General features: G+C 73.4%; 14 protein-coding genes. 7 read left to right on the top strand and 7 right to left on the bottom strand.

The window, feature by feature from the left end; translation table 11 throughout:
* The first annotated feature begins 63 nt into the window (after positions 1 to 63).
* On the top strand, positions 64 to 231 hold the full coding sequence (locus ACFRIC_RS35550) for a hypothetical protein (RefSeq protein WP_382794845.1): 168 nt from the start codon (positions 64 to 66) through the stop codon (positions 229 to 231).
* A 143-nt stretch (positions 232 to 374) separates the two neighbouring features.
* Here ACFRIC_RS35550 and ACFRIC_RS35545 read toward each other — a convergent pair whose 3' ends face one another.
* Together ACFRIC_RS35545 and ACFRIC_RS35540 are read right to left on the bottom strand one after the other, a co-directional pair.
* The gene (locus ACFRIC_RS35545) at positions 375 to 2,516 is read right to left on the bottom strand and encodes an MMPL family transporter (protein WP_382794842.1); all 2,142 of its coding nucleotides are present in this window, start codon (positions 2,514 to 2,516) and stop codon (positions 375 to 377) included.
* 156 nt (positions 2,517 to 2,672) lie between these two features.
* The gene (locus ACFRIC_RS35540; RefSeq protein WP_382794840.1) at positions 2,673 to 3,188 is read right to left on the bottom strand and encodes a MarR family winged helix-turn-helix transcriptional regulator; all 516 of its coding nucleotides are present in this window, start codon (positions 3,186 to 3,188) and stop codon (positions 2,673 to 2,675) included.
* 157 nt (positions 3,189 to 3,345) lie between these two features.
* On the opposite strand from ACFRIC_RS35540, the gene ACFRIC_RS35535 reads away from it, so the two are divergent.
* The 3 genes from ACFRIC_RS35535 to ACFRIC_RS35525 all read left to right on the top strand — a co-directional run bounded on the left by ACFRIC_RS35535 (position 3,346) and on the right by ACFRIC_RS35525 (position 7,603).
* Complete coding sequence (locus ACFRIC_RS35535) at positions 3,346 to 4,872, top strand: SDR family oxidoreductase (protein ID WP_382794837.1); 1,527 nt, start codon at positions 3,346 to 3,348, stop codon at positions 4,870 to 4,872.
* Positions 4,873 to 5,248: 376 nt separating this feature from the next.
* Positions 5,249 to 6,622 (top strand): cryptochrome/photolyase family protein, encoded by a 1,374-nt coding sequence (locus tag ACFRIC_RS35530; protein ID WP_382794834.1) that lies wholly within the window; start codon positions 5,249 to 5,251, stop codon positions 6,620 to 6,622.
* A gap of 210 nt (positions 6,623 to 6,832) precedes the next feature.
* The gene (locus tag ACFRIC_RS35525) at positions 6,833 to 7,603 is read left to right on the top strand and encodes a DUF4142 domain-containing protein (RefSeq protein ID WP_382794832.1); all 771 of its coding nucleotides are present in this window, start codon (positions 6,833 to 6,835) and stop codon (positions 7,601 to 7,603) included.
* Between the two features lie 67 nt (positions 7,604 to 7,670).
* On the opposite strand, the gene ACFRIC_RS35520 is transcribed toward ACFRIC_RS35525, so the two are convergent.
* Positions 7,671 to 8,669, bottom strand: a complete 999-nt coding sequence (locus tag ACFRIC_RS35520) for a MerR family transcriptional regulator (protein WP_382794829.1) — start codon at positions 8,667 to 8,669, stop codon at positions 7,671 to 7,673.
* A gap of 113 nt (positions 8,670 to 8,782) precedes the next feature.
* On the opposite strand from ACFRIC_RS35520, the gene ACFRIC_RS35515 reads away from it, so the two are divergent.
* From ACFRIC_RS35515 to ACFRIC_RS35505, 3 genes are all read left to right on the top strand, one after another.
* Positions 8,783 to 9,376: a sigma-70 family RNA polymerase sigma factor gene (locus ACFRIC_RS35515; protein ID WP_382794826.1), complete on the top strand. Its 594-nt coding sequence runs from the start codon at positions 8,783 to 8,785 to the stop codon at positions 9,374 to 9,376.
* A 200-nt stretch (positions 9,377 to 9,576) separates the two neighbouring features.
* Positions 9,577 to 10,161, top strand: a complete 585-nt coding sequence (locus ACFRIC_RS35510; RefSeq protein ID WP_355775278.1) for a sigma-70 family RNA polymerase sigma factor — start codon at positions 9,577 to 9,579, stop codon at positions 10,159 to 10,161.
* Entirely contained in the window at positions 10,158 to 10,904 is a 747-nt protein-coding gene (locus ACFRIC_RS35505) for an anti-sigma factor domain-containing protein (protein WP_382794822.1), read from the top strand. The genes ACFRIC_RS35510 and ACFRIC_RS35505 overlap by 4 nt, the downstream gene beginning before the upstream one ends.
* Before the next feature lie 80 nt (positions 10,905 to 10,984).
* Here the strand turns inward: ACFRIC_RS35505 and ACFRIC_RS35500 are convergent, their stop codons facing one another.
* From ACFRIC_RS35500 to ACFRIC_RS35485, 4 genes are read right to left on the bottom strand one after another with little or no spacing between them, the layout of a single operon-like run.
* Positions 10,985 to 11,791, bottom strand: a complete 807-nt coding sequence (locus tag ACFRIC_RS35500) for a DUF1295 domain-containing protein (RefSeq protein ID WP_382794818.1) — start codon at positions 11,789 to 11,791, stop codon at positions 10,985 to 10,987.
* Positions 11,788 to 13,092 (bottom strand): class I SAM-dependent methyltransferase, encoded by a 1,305-nt coding sequence (locus tag ACFRIC_RS35495; RefSeq protein ID WP_382794816.1) that lies wholly within the window; start codon positions 13,090 to 13,092, stop codon positions 11,788 to 11,790. Before ACFRIC_RS35495 ends, ACFRIC_RS35500 begins: the two co-directional genes overlap by 4 nt.
* Entirely contained in the window at positions 13,089 to 13,820 is a 732-nt protein-coding gene (locus ACFRIC_RS35490; protein WP_382794813.1) for a DUF1365 domain-containing protein, read from the bottom strand. The genes ACFRIC_RS35495 and ACFRIC_RS35490 overlap by 4 nt, the downstream gene beginning before the upstream one ends.
* Positions 13,817 to 15,148: an NAD(P)/FAD-dependent oxidoreductase gene (locus ACFRIC_RS35485; RefSeq protein WP_382794810.1), complete on the bottom strand. Its 1,332-nt coding sequence runs from the start codon at positions 15,146 to 15,148 to the stop codon at positions 13,817 to 13,819. Before ACFRIC_RS35485 ends, ACFRIC_RS35490 begins: the two co-directional genes overlap by 4 nt.
* Positions 15,149 to 15,168 lie beyond the last annotated feature (20 nt).

The following is a 15,168-nucleotide window of genomic DNA, read 5'->3' as shown; positions in this document are numbered from 1 at the left end:
CAAGCGGATTCCACGGGACTCGTCGCTCCGGGTCCGACGTCCGAGCTGGAGGTGTCTGCCGCCATGGGCACAAAGGTGCTGGAACGATTTCCCGCCGGCGCTCCGCGTGGGTCCTGGACCGCGGAGGAGTACGCCGCCCGACGCCGGACCGAGGGTCTGAAGGCGACGGTCGTGATGGACCTGACCTCGGACGCCTTCCTCGTGGTCGTTCCGGTCGGCGACGAGGACTGAGCTGGACCACGACCGACGGTGCCCCCGCGCGAACCGCGCGGGGGCACCGTCGTCGAAGCTGAACCGATGGAATCGGCCGGGCCGCCACAGCCCGTCGGGCCGGACACGGTCCGTTCCCACCCAGTCCGTTCCCACCCGGTCCCTCACACCTCGACGGGCTCGTCCCCTCGGACCCCGGGCGCGGGCGTCGGCTCGGGAGCGTCATCGGGTTCGCGGCTCAGCGCCCCGGGCCACCATGCCCGGCGGCCGATGTCGCGGACCAGGGCGGGCACCAGCAGGGAGCGGACGACCAGGGTGTCGAGCAGGACGCCGAACGCGACGATGAAGGCGATCTGCACCAGGAAGGCCAGCGGGATCACCGACAGCGCGGCGAAGGTCGCGGCCAGCACCACGCCCGCCGAGGTGATCACCCCGCCGGTGGCGACGAGGCCGCGCAGCACACCCTGGCGCACCCCGTGGCGCAACGACTCCTCGCGGACCCGGGACATCAGGAAGATGTTGTAGTCGACGCCGAGGGCCACCAGGAACACGAAGCCGTACAGCGGCACGGAGGCGTCGGTGCCCGTGAAGCCGAACCCGTGCCGGAACACCAGCGCCGAGATGCCCAGCGTGGCGACGAAGTTGAGCGCCACCGTGGCCACCAGGAGCACCGGCATGAGCAGCGAGCGGAGCAGGACGGTCAGTATCACCAGGATGATGGCGAGGACCACCGGAACGATGAGCGCGCGGTCGCGTTCGGCGGTCTGCCGGGTGTCGTACTGCTGGGCCGCGTAGCCCCCGACGAGCGCGTCGGCGCCCGGCACGGCGTGCACCGCCGTGCGCAGCCGGGCGACCGTGGCCTTGGCCGCGTCGCTGTCCGCGGCCGACCGCAGCGTGACGTCGACACGGACCCGGCCGTCGACGATCCGGGGCGCTCCCCCGCCGGGCCGCCCGGACTCCGTCACCGCGGCGGCCGACGCGACACCGTCCGTCGCGCGGGCCGCGGAGGTGACCCGGTCGACGCGGTCGGCGTTCGCGATGATCACGGCGGGGTTGCCCGAACCGCCGGGGAAGTGCCGTCCGAGGGTCGCCTGCGCGGCGACCGAGGGCGCGTCGTTGACGAAGGTCTCGGCGAGCGGGATGCCTTTCGCGGTGAGGGTGGGAGCGAAGGCCGCGCAGACCAGGAGCCCGGCCAGGGCCGTCGCCCAGACCTTGCGGGGCGCGCGGTCGACCAGCGCCGCGACCCGGTTCCAGATGCCGTCGCCGGTGCTCACCCCGGCCGCCGGACTGGGCTTGGCGGGCCAGTAGGCGGCGCGGCCGAGGAGCACCAGGACGGCGGGCAGGAAGGTGAGCGAGCTCAGCGCGGCGCAGGCCACGCCGATGGCGCCCACGGGACCGAGCGACCGGTTGTTCGTCAGATCGCTGAGCAGCAGCGCCAGCAGCCCGAGGGCCACGGTTCCCGCGCTCGCGACGATCGCGCCCCAGGACTGCCGCAGTGCCGCCCGGACCGCGGTGAACCGGTCCGCGCTCTGGGCCAGTTCCTCGCGGAAGCGGGCACTGAACAGGAGCGCGTAGTCGGTCGCGGCGCCGATCACGAGGATCGAGAGGATGCCCTGCACCTGGCCGTCGACGCGTACGACGTCGTGGTCGGCGAGGACGTAGACGACGGCGCAGGCCAGGCCGAGCGCGAACACCGAGCCGAGGATGATGAGGAAGGGCAGCAGCACACTGCGGTAGACGAGCAGCAGGATCACGAGGACGGTCGCCAGGGCCACCCCGAGGAGCAGTCCGTCGATCCCGGCGAAAGCTCCCCCGAGGTCGGCCTGGCTGGCCGCGGGTCCGGCGATCCACGCGGTCGTGCCGGGGACGCCGTCGGCGGCGGTGCGGATCCGGTCGACGGCGTCGGGAAGCCGCTTGCCGAGGTCGGGCCGGAGCTGGACGACACCCTCCAGCGCCTTGCCGTCGTCCGAGGGCAGGGCCGGGGACGGCCGGCCGACCACACCGGGGGTGCCGGCGAGGGCGGCGAGCGCGCGGGTCGCGGCGGACTGCCGGGCCGTGGCCGTGGAGGCGTCGCCGTCCACGGTCCACACGACGATCGCGGGCAGCGTCCCGTCCCGCTGGAAGGCGCGCTGCTGCGCGACCACCTTCGTGGACTCGGCGCTGCGCGGCAGGAACGCGGCCTGGTCGTTGGTGGAGACCTCGCCGAGCCGGCCGGCGTAGGGGCCGAGGGTGCCTCCGATGCCGAGCCAGGCGACGAGCAGGACGACGGGGATCAGCCACAGGGCTCGTCGCGGGGTGAGGGACATCGCTCTCCAGATTTCGCCGTCAGGTGTCTCGATGAATGACAATCTCAATCATTGAGATATCTCGCGGCCAGATCGTAGACCATGCCCGTGCTTCCGGCCCCGGGGGCCGTTCGGATGCGGCGCATCGCCTCCGGACGCGTGCGTCCGGAGGCGGTCTCAGCGGCCGGGTGAGCGTACGGCCGAGAGCTGTTCGTTCATCGCCGCCAGGAAGCGGAGGACCACGGCCAGCTCGTCCTCGCTGAAACCGGACCGCACGCTCGCCGTGACGTCGGCGAGCGGCCGGAAGTGGGCGCGTGCGGCGGACCTGGCGTCGGGATCGTAGTGAAGGTGGACCACCCTGCGGTCGGGGCTCTCCCGGACGCGCCGGATGTGACCCGCGCGTTCGAGCCGGTCCAGACACGCGGTGACCGCACCCGAGGTGAGTCCGAGGTGCTCGCGCAGCCGGCCGGGGGTGAGCGGCTCGGGGGCGTCCAGGATCGCCGCGAGCGCCAGGACGTCCGTCGCGTGCAGACCGTGCTCACCGGCGAAGCCGTGGACCAGCCGGTTGATCTCGCCGTTGAGCCGGCGCAGCTCGACCGCGAAGGAGTGAAGATCCGTCGCCCCGGCCCGGCTCCGGCCCGTGTCGGGTTCCGGATCGTCCGTCCGGTCGTCACGGTCGTCTCGTCTGGCCACGTGATCAGCCTATAGAAGTCCCGACGCCTCCCCCGTTCGGGCGTCCGGCACCCGGCGGCCGCCCCGTCCGGCGCATCCGCGGGCGGTGCCCGCGTGGAAGGGATCAGGGAGCGAGGCGGTCCCCGAGGGGGCCCGGGCGGCTACCGACGGAGGACCCATGAGCGACGAGGAGACCGGCACCGGCCCCAGGTGTCTGGTGACCGGTGCCACCGGCTACATCGGCGGACGGCTGGTGCCCGAACTGCTGGCCGAGGGGTACCGGGTGCGCTGTCTGGCCCGCTCACCGGCCAAGCTGCGCGACTATCCCTGGGCGGGCGAGGCGGAGGTGGTGCGCGGCGACGTCACGGACGCCGACTCGGTCGCCGACGCGATGCGCGGCTGCGAGGTCGCGTACTACCTCGTGCACGCGCTCGGTACGGGCCACGACTTCGAGGAGACGGACCGCAGGGCGGCCCGGATCTTCGGCGAACAGGCCCGTGCGGCGGGCGTCCGGCGCATCGTCTACCTGGGCGGCCTCACGCCCGCGGGCGTTCCGGAGGCGGAGCTTTCGCCGCACCTGAGGTCCCGGGCCGAGGTGGGGCGCATCCTGCTGGCGTCGGGCGTGCCGACCACCGTGCTGCGCGCCGCGGTCATCATCGGCTCCGGCTCGGCCTCCTTCGAGATGCTGCGCTATCTCACCGAGCGGCTGCCGGTGATGGTGACACCGAGCTGGGTGCACACCCGCATCCAGCCGATGGGCGTACGCGACGTCCTGCGCACCCTGGTCGGCTGCGCCGGGATGCCCGCGGAGGTCAACCGGGCCTTCGACATCGGCGGTCCCGACGTCCTCACGTACCTGGAGATGATGCGGCGGTACGCGGTCGTCGCCGGGCTGCCTCGCAGGCTGATCTTCCCGGTGCCGGTCCTCACGCCCCGGCTGTCCAGCCACTGGGTCGGACTGGTCACGCCGGTGCCCGCGTCGATCGCGCGCCCGCTCACGGAGTCGCTGCGCCACGAGGTCGTGTGCCGCGAGCACGACATCGCCCGGTACGTTCCCGACCCCCCGGGGCGGCCGATCGGCTTCGACGCGGCGGTGACCCTGGCGCTCCAGCGGGTGCGCGACGCCCAGGTGACGACCCGGTGGTCGTCCGCGTCGTATCCCGGGACGGCCAGCGATCCGCTGCCCACCGACCCCGACTGGGCGGGCGGCAGCCTCTACACGGACGAACGCGAACTGACCGTGGACGCCTCGCCGAAGAACCTGTGGCGGGTGATCGAGGGCATCGGCGGCGACAACGGCTGGTACTCCTTCCCGCTGGCGTGGGCGGTGCGCGGCTGGATGGACCGGATGGTCGGCGGGGTGGGGCTGCGGCGCGGACGCCGGGACGCCAGCCGGCTGCGGGTGGGCGACTCCCTGGACTTCTGGCGGGTGGAGGAGATCGAGCCGGGCCGGCTGCTGCGGCTTCGGGCCGAGATGAGACTGCCCGGGCTCGCCTGGCTGGAGATGTACGCCGACGCGACGGACGGCGGACGCACGCGCTACCGGCAGCGGGCCCTGTTCCACCCGCACGGGCTGCTGGGGCACGTGTACTGGTGGAGCGTCTCGCCGTTCCACGCCGTGGTGTTCGGCGGCATGGCCCGGAACATCGCCCGGGCCGCCAGGGACACCCCCGAGGACGCGGCCGCCCCGGCACTCGTCCCCTGACCCACGACGATCCGGTGTCCCGCCGTGCTGTGCCACGTCCCGCCCGCCCTACCGCGCCCTGTCCCGCCCGGCCGCACCGCGGCCCGCCCGGCTGTGCCGCGGCACGCGTGCGGTGCCGTGTCGCGCCACGATTTCCCGTCCGGCCCTCCCCCGCCACGGCCCGCGCCGCGGCCCGCCTGGCTGTCGCGGGCCCGCGGTGGGGTGCCATGGGGCACATTTCCCCGTCCGGCCCCGCTCTGCCGCGCCTGTCGCCGGACCCGTCGTCGGGAGGGGTGGCGCGGCTCCACAGGAACCGCGCGGAGCGCATCCGCGGCGGTCCCCCGGGCCGAAGCAGACGACGTCGTCACCCCGCCGAGCACCACCCCGGAGCCACCCCATGACCGTCTCGATCGTGCTGTTCACCTCCGACCTGCGCCTGCACGACCATCCGCCGCTGCGGGCCGCCCTCGACGGTTCGGACGCGGTGGTGCCCCTCTTCGTCCGCGACGACGCCGTCGCGGACGCCGGGTTCACCGCCCCCAACCGGATGGCGTTCCTCGCCGACTGTCTGACGGACCTGGACGCCGGGCTCCGCGACCGCGGCGGGCGTCTGGTGGTGCGCTCCGGCGACGTGGCGGCCGAGGTGGCCAAGGCGGCCGCCGAGAGCGACGCCGAAGCGGTGCACATCGCGGCGGGGGTCAGCGCGTACGCGCATCGCAGGGAGGAGCGGCTGCGCGCCGCGCTGGAGGCGGACGGACGCCGTCTGCACGTCCACGACGCGGTCGTCACCGCGCTCGCCCCCGGCGCCGTGACCCCGGCGGCCTCCGACCACTTCGCCGTCTTCACGCCGTACCACCGGCAGTGGGCGCGGCAGCCGTTGCGGGACCCGCTCCCGGCTCCCCGGACCGTCCGGGTGCCGGACGGGGTCGGTTCCGAGGCGGTCCCCTCCCGCTCGGACGTCTCCGGGGTGTCCGCGGGGCTGGCCCGGGGCGGCGAGACGGAGGCGAGGAAGCTGCTGACGGCCTGGCTGCGCGACGGGATCGCGGCGTACGAGGACCGCCACGACGACCTGCCCGGCGACGCGACCTCCCGGCTCTCCCCCCATCTGCACTTCGGCACGCTGTCGGCGGCCGAGCTGGTGCACCGGGCGCGCGGCGCGGGCGGTCCGGGTGCCGAGGCGTTCGTCCGGCAGGTCGCCTGGCGCGACTTCCACCACCAGGTCCTGGCCGCGCGGCCCAAGGCGTCCACCGCCGACTACCGCTCCCGGCAGGACCGTTGGCGCTCGGAGGCGGAGGCGAGGGACGACATCGAGGCGTGGCGGGAGGGCCGGACCGGCTATCCGGTGGTGGACGCGGCGATGCGGCAACTGCGCCACGAGGGCTGGATGCACAACCGGGGGCGCCTGCTCACGGCGAGCTTCCTGGTCAAGACGCTCTACGTGGACTGGCGGGTCGGGGCCCGGCACTTCCTGGACCTGCTGGTGGACGGCGATGTCGCCAACAACCAGCTCAACTGGCAGTGGATGGCGGGAACGGGCACCGACAGCCGGCCCAACCGCGTCCTGAATCCGCTGACCCAGGCCAGGCGTTACGACCCGGACGGGGTATATGTCCGGCGCTGGGTGCCCGAGTTGGACGGGATCGCCGGGCGTGCCGTGCACGAACCGTGGAAGCTCCAGGGGCTGGACCGGGCCGCGTGCGACTACCCGGACCCGATCGTCGACCTGTCCGAGGGGCTGGCCCGCTTCAAGAAGGCCCGTGGCCTGGACTGACGGCAACGCCGGGCCGGGTGCGGGAACGAGCGGATCCGAATATAAACTGCCGAGGATTTTACCTGTTGTAGAGATTCCTCATCGGTGCGCCGCCGTACTGATGGTCGTCCGAACCACTCGTACCGGATCCGTGCGCACCGGATCCATCGCGCGGCCACCCCGGAGCCGACAGCCCCGGAAGCGCCGCACCCGCCCCCAGGAGGCTGTTCAATGCGCATTACACGGAACGTGGGAACCCTCTTCGTGACCGGTGCGTTGACGCTGACCCTGGCCGCCCTCGCCTATCCGGCCATGCTCGGGATCCAGACCACGTCCGCCGCGCCGGTCCGCGTCATCGCCAATCCGTCCTCGGGGCCGCTGACCGAGGCCGACCGCGACTTCGTCGTCAAGGTGCGCGCGGCGGGACTGTGGGAGTACCCGGTCGGGCAACTGGCCCTGCAGAAGGGCACCACCCCGGCGGTCCGCACGGCGGGTGAGCACCTGATCTCGGGCCACGCCGGCCTCGACGCCACGAGCCGCAAGGTCGCCAAGGAACTCGGCATCACACTGCCCAACAAGCCCTCCCCGCAGCAGCAGGGGTTCGTGGCGACCCTGCGCGGGGACTCCGGCACGAAGTTCGACACCGACTTCGCCAACATCCTGCGCGTCACGCACGGACAGATCTTCTCGACCGTGGCGAAGATCCGCGCCACGACGGAGAACACGCTCGTGCGGCAGCTCGCCGACCAGGCCAACGACACCGTCCTGGACCACATCACCGTGATGGAGAAGACCGGCCTGGTCAACTTCGACCAGGTGATCATCCAGGAGACCACCATCCCGAAGGTGCCCGCGGTGAACCTGACGCCTCCCCCGCCGCAGCCCGGCGAGCCGGAGGTCGTCCTGACGCCGCCGGCGGGCGGGGTGTCCCAGCCCGCGGGCGGGGCGTCGCTTCCCGCCGGAGGGGCCGCGCTGCCCTCGCCGACGCCGACCGTGGGCTGAACGACGAGGATCGCGTGAACTGCGGTCGCCCGAGCGAGAGTTCGCGAAGGCGGCCGCTTTTGCGGTCTCAGCCCTCGGCCAGGCTCACCAGCGAGGTGAGGGCCTCCCTGAGTCCCGGCGGCCGGAGCATGCCCGGTTCCGGGCGTCCGGCCCAGCCGGGCCCGCCGAGGAGCACGGCCGGTTGAGCGCGGGCGCCCTTGACCCCCCAGGTGGTGGACGCGATGTGCCGGGCCAGGGGGCGGTCGGCGGTGGAGCGGGTCTGCGACCACAGCACGACGGCGACCGGTCCCAGCCGCCGCACCGCCGCGGTCAGCGCCTCCGGAGGTACGGCGGGGCCGAACATCCGCGTGGGCAGGCCCTGTTCGACGAGCCCGGCGTGCAACGCCTCCAGCGGGAGACAGTGTTGCTCGCCCGGCACGCAGGCCAGCACGATCGGTCCCGTGCCCGTGACCGGCGTCCTGGGCTCCGCCGGTCCCGAAGCCCGGTGCAGCACCCGGGAGATGTGCCACGACAGCAGGTGCTCGACCTCCACGTAGCGGTCCCCGGCGGACTCCCACTTGCGGCCCACCGCGTGCAGGGTCGGCACCATCACCTCCTCCCAGCCGACGACCACGCCGTGCCGCTCCACGAGGGCGGTCAACTGGTCGTCCACGGAAGGCGCGTCGAGACGCACGGCGGCGCGCGCGAGACCCTTGCACTCCTGCCGGGGGTCCCCCAGAGGCTCCGGTCCGGCCGCTCCCGCCGGGGGTTCCGGCCCCTCGGCCACGCTCACGCCCTCGGGCTCCAGGGGATCGGACCAGCCCTTCGCCGCCCTGGCGGCCTCGGCGGGCGGCACTCCGGCCGAGGTCAGCCGGCACATCTCCTCGAGCATGGCGACGTCCTGGGGTGTCCAGCGGCGATGCCGGCCGCCGGAACGGACCGCGGGGCCCATTCCGTACCTGCGGTCCCAGGAACGCAGCGTGGTGGGTGACACTCCCAGGCGGCGGGCCAGCGCACCGGTGGTGACACCGGCTTCGGCGGATCCCGCGCCCGGTTCCCGCCCCTGATCAGACCGGCCATCACCCATACGGCGACTATACGACGCAGAAACGATGCGAGTTGTCGCCTCTGTCCCACGGTTCACACAATCGGTTTCACGGGGCCCCACACAGGGAGTTCCCGGAGCTAGGAGCCGTGGCCATGAGCGCAGATCCGATCGCCGAGCAGCCGACCGCCGAGCCCGGGGACGCGATCACGGACGCGGAACTGGCCCGTGGGATCGTCGACGGGGACGAGGCCTCCCTGGCCACCGCGTACCGGCGCTGGGCACCCCTCGTCCAGGCCCTCGCCCGGCGTTCGCTGGGCGACCCGCGCGAGGCCGAGGACGTCACCCAGCAGGTGTTCCTCGCCGTGTGGCGGGGCGCCGGCGGGTATCGGCCCGAGCGCGGCCCGGTGGCGGCGTGGCTCGTGGGGATCACCCGGCGCAAGATCGCCGACGCGCTGTCCGCGCGGACCCGGCGCACCGAACTGGTGGGGGCGGCCGGCGCCCTGCTGGCCCTCGCCGACGACTCCCGGAGCCGGCCCGAGGCCTCGCTCGACCGTGTCGTCGTCCGGCACGAGCTGGCCAAGCTCCCGACGCCGCAGCGCCGGGTCCTGCACCTCGCGTTCTACGAGGACCTCACCCAGACCCAGATCGCCCGGCGCACCGGCTGGCCGCTGGGCACCGTCAAGAGCCACTCCCGACGCGGCATGCACCAGCTCCGCGACTGCCTCCGCCCGGTGGCCGGGGTCTGACTCCCGGTGCCCGCGGCCTGACTCCCGGTGCCCGCGGTCTGACTCACGGTGGCCGCGGCCCGAGCACGGGCGGTCGGCCGCCCCCTCCGATCCGTCGCCCTTTCCGCTCCGTCGTCGTTTTCCGGCCGGCGGGCCAATCCGCCGACCCACCGGCTTCGGATCACATCCGAAATGTTCGAAGCGTCTTGGAGGACCACACTGTGAAGGAAGCCGTGGAGATCGGGCGCAACCCGTCCGCGGGGCCGGACCTGCCGGATCTCATGGCCCGGGTCGCCCGAGGTGACCAGGATGCGTTCGCCTCGCTCTACGACGTGGTGGCGGGCCCCGTCCTCGGCATCGTGCGCCGGGTCCTGCGTGACCGGGCGCAGTCGGAGGAGGTCGCCCAGGAGGTGCTGGTGGAGGTGTGGCGGACCGCCGCCCGCTACCGCCCCGAGAAGGGCTCGGTGATGAACTGGGTCCTGACCCTCACCCATCAGCGGGCCGTGGACCGGGTGCGCTCGGTCGAGGCCTCGACGGCGCGGGAGCACAAGGCCGCCCTCCTCGACCGGACGCCCGAGTTCGACGAGGTGACCGAGCAGGTCGAGGCGCGGCTGGAACGTGAGCAGGTACGGCGCTGCATGCGCACGCTGACCGAACTCCAGCGTCAGTCGGTGACACTGGCCTACTACCGCGGGCTGACCTACCGGGAGGTGGCGGAGCTGCTGGCGACTCCCCTCGGCACGGTCAAGACCCGGCTGCGCGACGGGCTGATCCGACTGCGTGACTGTCTGGGGGTGACGGCGTGAGCACGGCTGACCTGCACACACTGACCGGCGCGTACGCTCTGCACGCGCTGGCCGACGACGAACGCGAGCGTTTCGAGCGGCACGCCGCGGACTGCGCCGACTGCGCGCAGGAGGTCCGCGAGCTGACCGCCACGGCCGCCCGCCTGGGCCTGGCCGTCACCGATTCGCCGGGCCCGGCCCTCAAGGACCAGGTCATGCGGCGGATCACCACGGTCCGCCAGGAGCCGCCGCGCACCCTCCCCGCTCCGCGGGCCGCCGGCATCCGCCGGTTCCGGCCCGGGCACTGGGCGCTGGCCGCGGCACTGGCCGCGGTGGCGGCGCTGGGCGGTACGGCGGCCTGGCAGCACGAGCGCGCGCAGGACGCCCAGGAGCAGGCCCGTCAGGCCGAACGGCGGGCGGACCAGGTGGCCGCGGTGCTCACGGCCCCCGACGCGTCGTCCCGTACGGGGAAGCTGGCGGACGGGGCGAGCGGCACGGTCGTCGTGTCCCGGAGCCGGGACCGGGCCGTGTTCATCTCCTCGAAGATGGCGAAGCCGCCCGGGGGCAAGGTCTACCAGCTCTGGTTCGACGACGCGGGCACCATGCGGTCCGCCGGGCTGATGGACCCGGGCCGCACCAGCGAGGCCGTTCTGATGAAGGGCTCCGTCGACGGCGCGTCCGGCATGGGGATCACCGTGGAACCGGCCGGCGGCTCGGCCAGGCCGACGTCCGCGCCGGTGGCCCTGCTGGGGCTGCCCGTCTGAGTGTTCGTCCCCTCGGTTCGGGGGAGGGGACGAACACCCGGCACCTGACCGGCCAGGCGGCACCTCGGCCGCCGGGCCGGTCAGTGGCGGTTCCGTGGCGGCAGCGGGAAGAAGCCACTGGTGCGCGCCGCGTACTCGGCGAATCCCGGGCGGCTCGCCATGTGGCGCTCCAGCATCGGTTTCCCGCTGCCGTTGATCAGCAGGTAGCTCATCACCAGCGGTGACACGAGGGCCACGGCGGCCGACTGCGGGCTGTCGCAGGCCAGCAGGAACAGGCCCCACCAGACGCAGAAGTCACCGAAGTAGTTGGGGTGGCGGGTCCAGCTCCACAGGCCGCGGTCCATGAGGCGGCCGCGGTTCGCCGGGTCGGCCTTGAAGCGGGCGAGCTGGGCGTCGCCGACCGACTCGAAGAACAGACCGACGGCCCACAGCGCGGTGCCGGCCCAGGCGAAGCCCGTCAGCGGCCCCGGGATGTACTGCGCGGCCTGGACGGGCAGCGACACCAGCCAGACCAGCGCGCCCTGCAGGAGGTACACCATCCGCAGGGCGTAGAGGTCACGGCTGCCGGGCGCCTTGGCGAGCATGGCTTCGTAGCGTGGATCCTCGCCGTGTCCCCGTCCGCGCCGCGCGATGTGAACGGCCAGCCGCAGTCCCCACACCGAGGTGAGGACGGTGACGAGCACGCGGCGGGCCTCGTCACCCTCACCGGCGGACGCCAGGAAGGTGACGAGGGCCACCGCGGTGAAGCCGATCCCCCAGGCCACGTCCACGATCCGGTGCAGGCCCCGGCGGACGCCGACGGCGAAGGTGACCAGCATGACGGCGAGGGCCGCGCCGGCCGCCAAAGCGAGGTTCTGGGCGAACGCCGCCCAGGGGAAACCCGTCATGGCCCGGTGTCCTCCTTCGCGTCCCGGGCTCCCGCGGCCTGCGGCGTGCCCTTCGTGAACAGGTACTGCTGGACGTCCAGATAGCCGGAGCGGAACCCTGCTTCGGAGTAGGCGAGATAGAAGGTCCACATCCGGCGGAAGGTCTCGTCGAACCCGAGCGCGGCGACCTCGTCGGCCCGCTCGGTGAACCGCTCGCGCCACAGCCGCAGGGTCTCGGCGTAGTGCGCGCCGAAGGCGTCCCTGCGCGTGGTGCGCAGGGAGGTGTGGGCGCGGGTCACCTCGTCCACCGCCTCCACGGAGGGCAGCAGCCCGCCGGGGAAGACGTACTTCTGGATCCAGGTGAAGGTGTCGCGGGAGGCGAGCAGGCGGTCGTGCGGCATGGTGATCGCCTGGAGCGCGACGCGGCCGCCGGGTGCGAGCCGTTCGTCGAGGGTGGCGAAGTAGACCGGCCAGAACTCCTCGCCGACCGCCTCGACCATCTCGACGCTGACCACGGCGTCGTACGTGCCGGTGGCCTCGCGGTAGTCGCACAGCTCGATGCTCACCCGGTCCTCGGCTCCCGCCTCGCGCACCCGTTCACGGGCCAGGGCCTGTTGTTCGCGGGAGAGGGTGAGGGAGGTGACGTGGGTGCCGCGCGCGGCGGCACGGATCGCCAGCTCGCCCCAGCCGGTGCCGATCTCCAGGAGCCTGGTGCCGGGTCCCGCCTCGACGAGGTCGAGGAGCCGGTCGATCTTGCGGTGCTGGGCGTCGGCCAGCAGGGACCAGGAGGCGGGGAAGCCGCGGAAGAGGGCCGAGGAGTAGCTGAGGGTGTCGTCCAGGAACAGCGCGAACAGGTCGTTGGACAGGTCGTAGTGGCGGCTGATGTTGTCGCGGGCGCCCGTGGGGGTGTTGCGCTGGACGTCCGGCCGGCGCAGCGCCCAGAGGCCGCGCAGTCGCTGGAGCGGGGCGGGGATCAGCCGGGCCGCGTTCCCGGCGAGGACGGTGAGCGCGGCGACCAGGTCGGGCGCGTCCCACTCCCCCGCCATGTAGGACTCGCCGAAGCCGACGAGGCCGTGGGTGCCGATGCGGGCGTAAAAGGCGTCGGGGTCGTGGATCTCGACGACCGGGCCGCCGAGGCCGGCCCGGGTTCCGTCGGCGAACCGCGCCTGGAGCGGCAGTCGTTCGAGGGCACGGCGCACCACGGCGCGGGTGACGGCCGTGCGGGCCCGCGACGACGGCGGCCGGGTCACCACGTCCGTCCAGCGCAGCGGGTCGGTGTCCTGTCGGGGCGTCTCGACGGGGCAGGACTCGGCTGTCCTCATTTCACGTTCTCCTGGGCTCGTTGCGGGGTGCGGGGCTGGACGGGCAGTCCGCGCAGATACAGGCGGATGCCGTGCAGGCGGATGGCGGCGGACACGGCGAGGGTGGACCAGGGGTGGCGCAGTGCCTGGCGCAGCAGCGCGCCGGCACTCGCGGTCTGCCGTGTCCCGCGTACGGTGGCGGTGAAGGGCCGGGTGCCCACGCGTTCCAGATGGACGGTCAGGTCGAGCCTGTCGCCGGGCTCGGGCAGCCGCATCCGGTAGGCGCCGTCGACGGGGAAGAACGGCGAGACGTAGAACTCCTTGCGGGTCCGGGCCGTATCGCCGTCGTCGGGGCGCAGCAGGTAGGAGTGGCGTTCGCCGTAGGTGTTGTGGACCTCGGCGACGACGCAGCGGGCGGTGCCGTCGGGGTCGTGGCACCAGTACAGGGTCAGCGGGTTGAAGACATGGCCGAGGACGCGTGCGTGGGTGAGCATGAGCACGGGTCCGCCGCGCAGGTCGACGCCGTGCGCGGCGAGGAACCGGTCGAGGCCCGCGCGGATGCTGGGCTGGTCGCCGTCGAAGTGGTCCCGGGGGTCGAAGCGGGCCAACGGGCGCAGCGGGTAGGGCAGTTCGGGCGGCCGGTCGGGGTCGGTGAGCCACATGTACGTGCGGTGGCGGAGCGCGTACCGGGTGGGTGCGGTCCGTACGTGCGCGACCGTGCAGGGGTAGAGGGCGGGGGTGTGGGTCACCAGGTCACCCCCAGCGCCTCGGCCGCCTCGACGCCGGACCGGCAGCCGTCCTCGTGGAAGCCCCAGCCGTGGTAGGCGCCGGCGTACGCGGTCACCGGGCTGTTGAGGGACGGGAGTCGGCGCTGGGCGGCGACGGACTCGGGTGTGTAGACGGGGTGTTCGTACTCCATGCGGGCCAGGACCCGGGCCGGGTCGACCCGGTCCTCGCCGCCGAGGGTGACGACGAACGTCTCGGGCGCGTCCAGCCGTTGCAGCCGGTTCATGTCGTAGCTGACCCGGACCCGGTCCGCGTCGGTGTCGCAGTCGGGCATCAGGTAGTTCCAGGAGGCCCGTGCCCCGCGGGCGCTGGGCAGGAGCGCGGTGTCGGTGTGCAGGAGGGTGGTGTTGCGGGAGTAGCGGAACGCCCCGAGCACCTCGCGCTCCAGCGGGGTGGGGTCGGCGAGCAGCCGCAGCGCCTGGTCCGGATGCGTCGCGATCACGACGGATCCGTACGAGGTGGTGGTGCCGTCCTCGGTGGTGATGTCCACTCCGTCGGCGTGGCGGCGTACGGCCCGGACGGGGGTGGAGCTGTGCACCGCGTCGAGTTCCTTGGCCAGCCGGTCGACGTAGGAGCGCGACCCTCCGGTGACCGTGCGCCACAGGGGCGAGCCGCCCACCGAGAGCATGCCGTGGTGGTCCATGAACCGGAACAGATAGACGGCGGGGTACTGACGGGCCGTGGCGGCGTCGCAGGACCACACGGCGGAGACGAGCGGGGTCATGAAGTGCCGGGTGAAGTACGGGGAGAAGCCCTGCCGGGTGATGAACTCGCCCAGAGTGAGGGTGTCTTCGCCGCCCTGGGCCAGCAGGCGGCGGGCGGCCCGGTGGAAGGCCGGCACTTCGGTGAGCATCCGCAGGTAGGGGCCGTGCAGCGCGCTGCGCGGCCGGGCGAGGAGTCCCGCGGGGCCGCGGGCGCCGGCGTACTGGAGGCCGCATCCCTCGCACCGGACCGACATGCTCATCTCGGACTCCTGGGTGGCGACGCCGAGTTCGGCGAACAGCCGCAGGAGATGGGGGTAGGTGCGGTGGTTGTGCACGATGAAGCCCGAGTCGACGCGGTGCAGGCGTCCGTCGGACGAGGTCAGGTCGTGGGTGTGGGCGTGCCCGCCGAGGCGGTCGTCCGCTTCGTAGAGGGCGACGGGCCGCTCGCGGCCGATCACGTAGGCGGCGGTGAGCCCGGCCACTCCCCCGCCGATCACCGCCGTACGCCTGAGTGCCCTCAGCCGTTCCTCGCCGGGGTGCCCGGCGCCGCCGTCCCGTGCGTCCTCGGACCCATGCCTCGCCCTCATCGGTTTCCTCCCGCCCGGCT

Origin of the sequence: Streptomyces sp. NPDC056738 (genome assembly GCF_042790435.1) — a bacterium.
Classification (GTDB): domain Bacteria; phylum Actinomycetota; class Actinomycetes; order Streptomycetales; family Streptomycetaceae; genus Streptomyces.
Note: the sequence above shows the minus strand (reverse complement) of the source record. Positions and strands in the feature narration are given on the sequence as shown.

Coding starts and splice junctions, on each gene's coding strand:
- ACFRIC_RS35550 (WP_382794845.1), top strand. CDS start 64: ATGGGCACAAAGGTGCTGGAACGATTTCCCGCCGGCGCTCCGCGTGGG.
- ACFRIC_RS35545 (WP_382794842.1), bottom strand. CDS start 2,516: ATGTCCCTCACCCCGCGACGAGCCCTGTGGCTGATCCCCGTCGTCCTG.
- ACFRIC_RS35535 (WP_382794837.1), top strand. CDS start 3,346: ATGAGCGACGAGGAGACCGGCACCGGCCCCAGGTGTCTGGTGACCGGT.
- ACFRIC_RS35530 (WP_382794834.1), top strand. CDS start 5,249: ATGACCGTCTCGATCGTGCTGTTCACCTCCGACCTGCGCCTGCACGAC.
- ACFRIC_RS35525 (WP_382794832.1), top strand. CDS start 6,833: ATGCGCATTACACGGAACGTGGGAACCCTCTTCGTGACCGGTGCGTTG.
- ACFRIC_RS35520 (WP_382794829.1), bottom strand. CDS start 8,669: ATGGGTGATGGCCGGTCTGATCAGGGGCGGGAACCGGGCGCGGGATCC.
- ACFRIC_RS35515 (WP_382794826.1), top strand. CDS start 8,783: ATGAGCGCAGATCCGATCGCCGAGCAGCCGACCGCCGAGCCCGGGGAC.
- ACFRIC_RS35500 (WP_382794818.1), bottom strand. CDS start 11,791: ATGACGGGTTTCCCCTGGGCGGCGTTCGCCCAGAACCTCGCTTTGGCG.
- ACFRIC_RS35495 (WP_382794816.1), bottom strand. CDS start 13,092: ATGAGGACAGCCGAGTCCTGCCCCGTCGAGACGCCCCGACAGGACACC.
- ACFRIC_RS35485 (WP_382794810.1), bottom strand. CDS start 15,148: ATGAGGGCGAGGCATGGGTCCGAGGACGCACGGGACGGCGGCGCCGGG.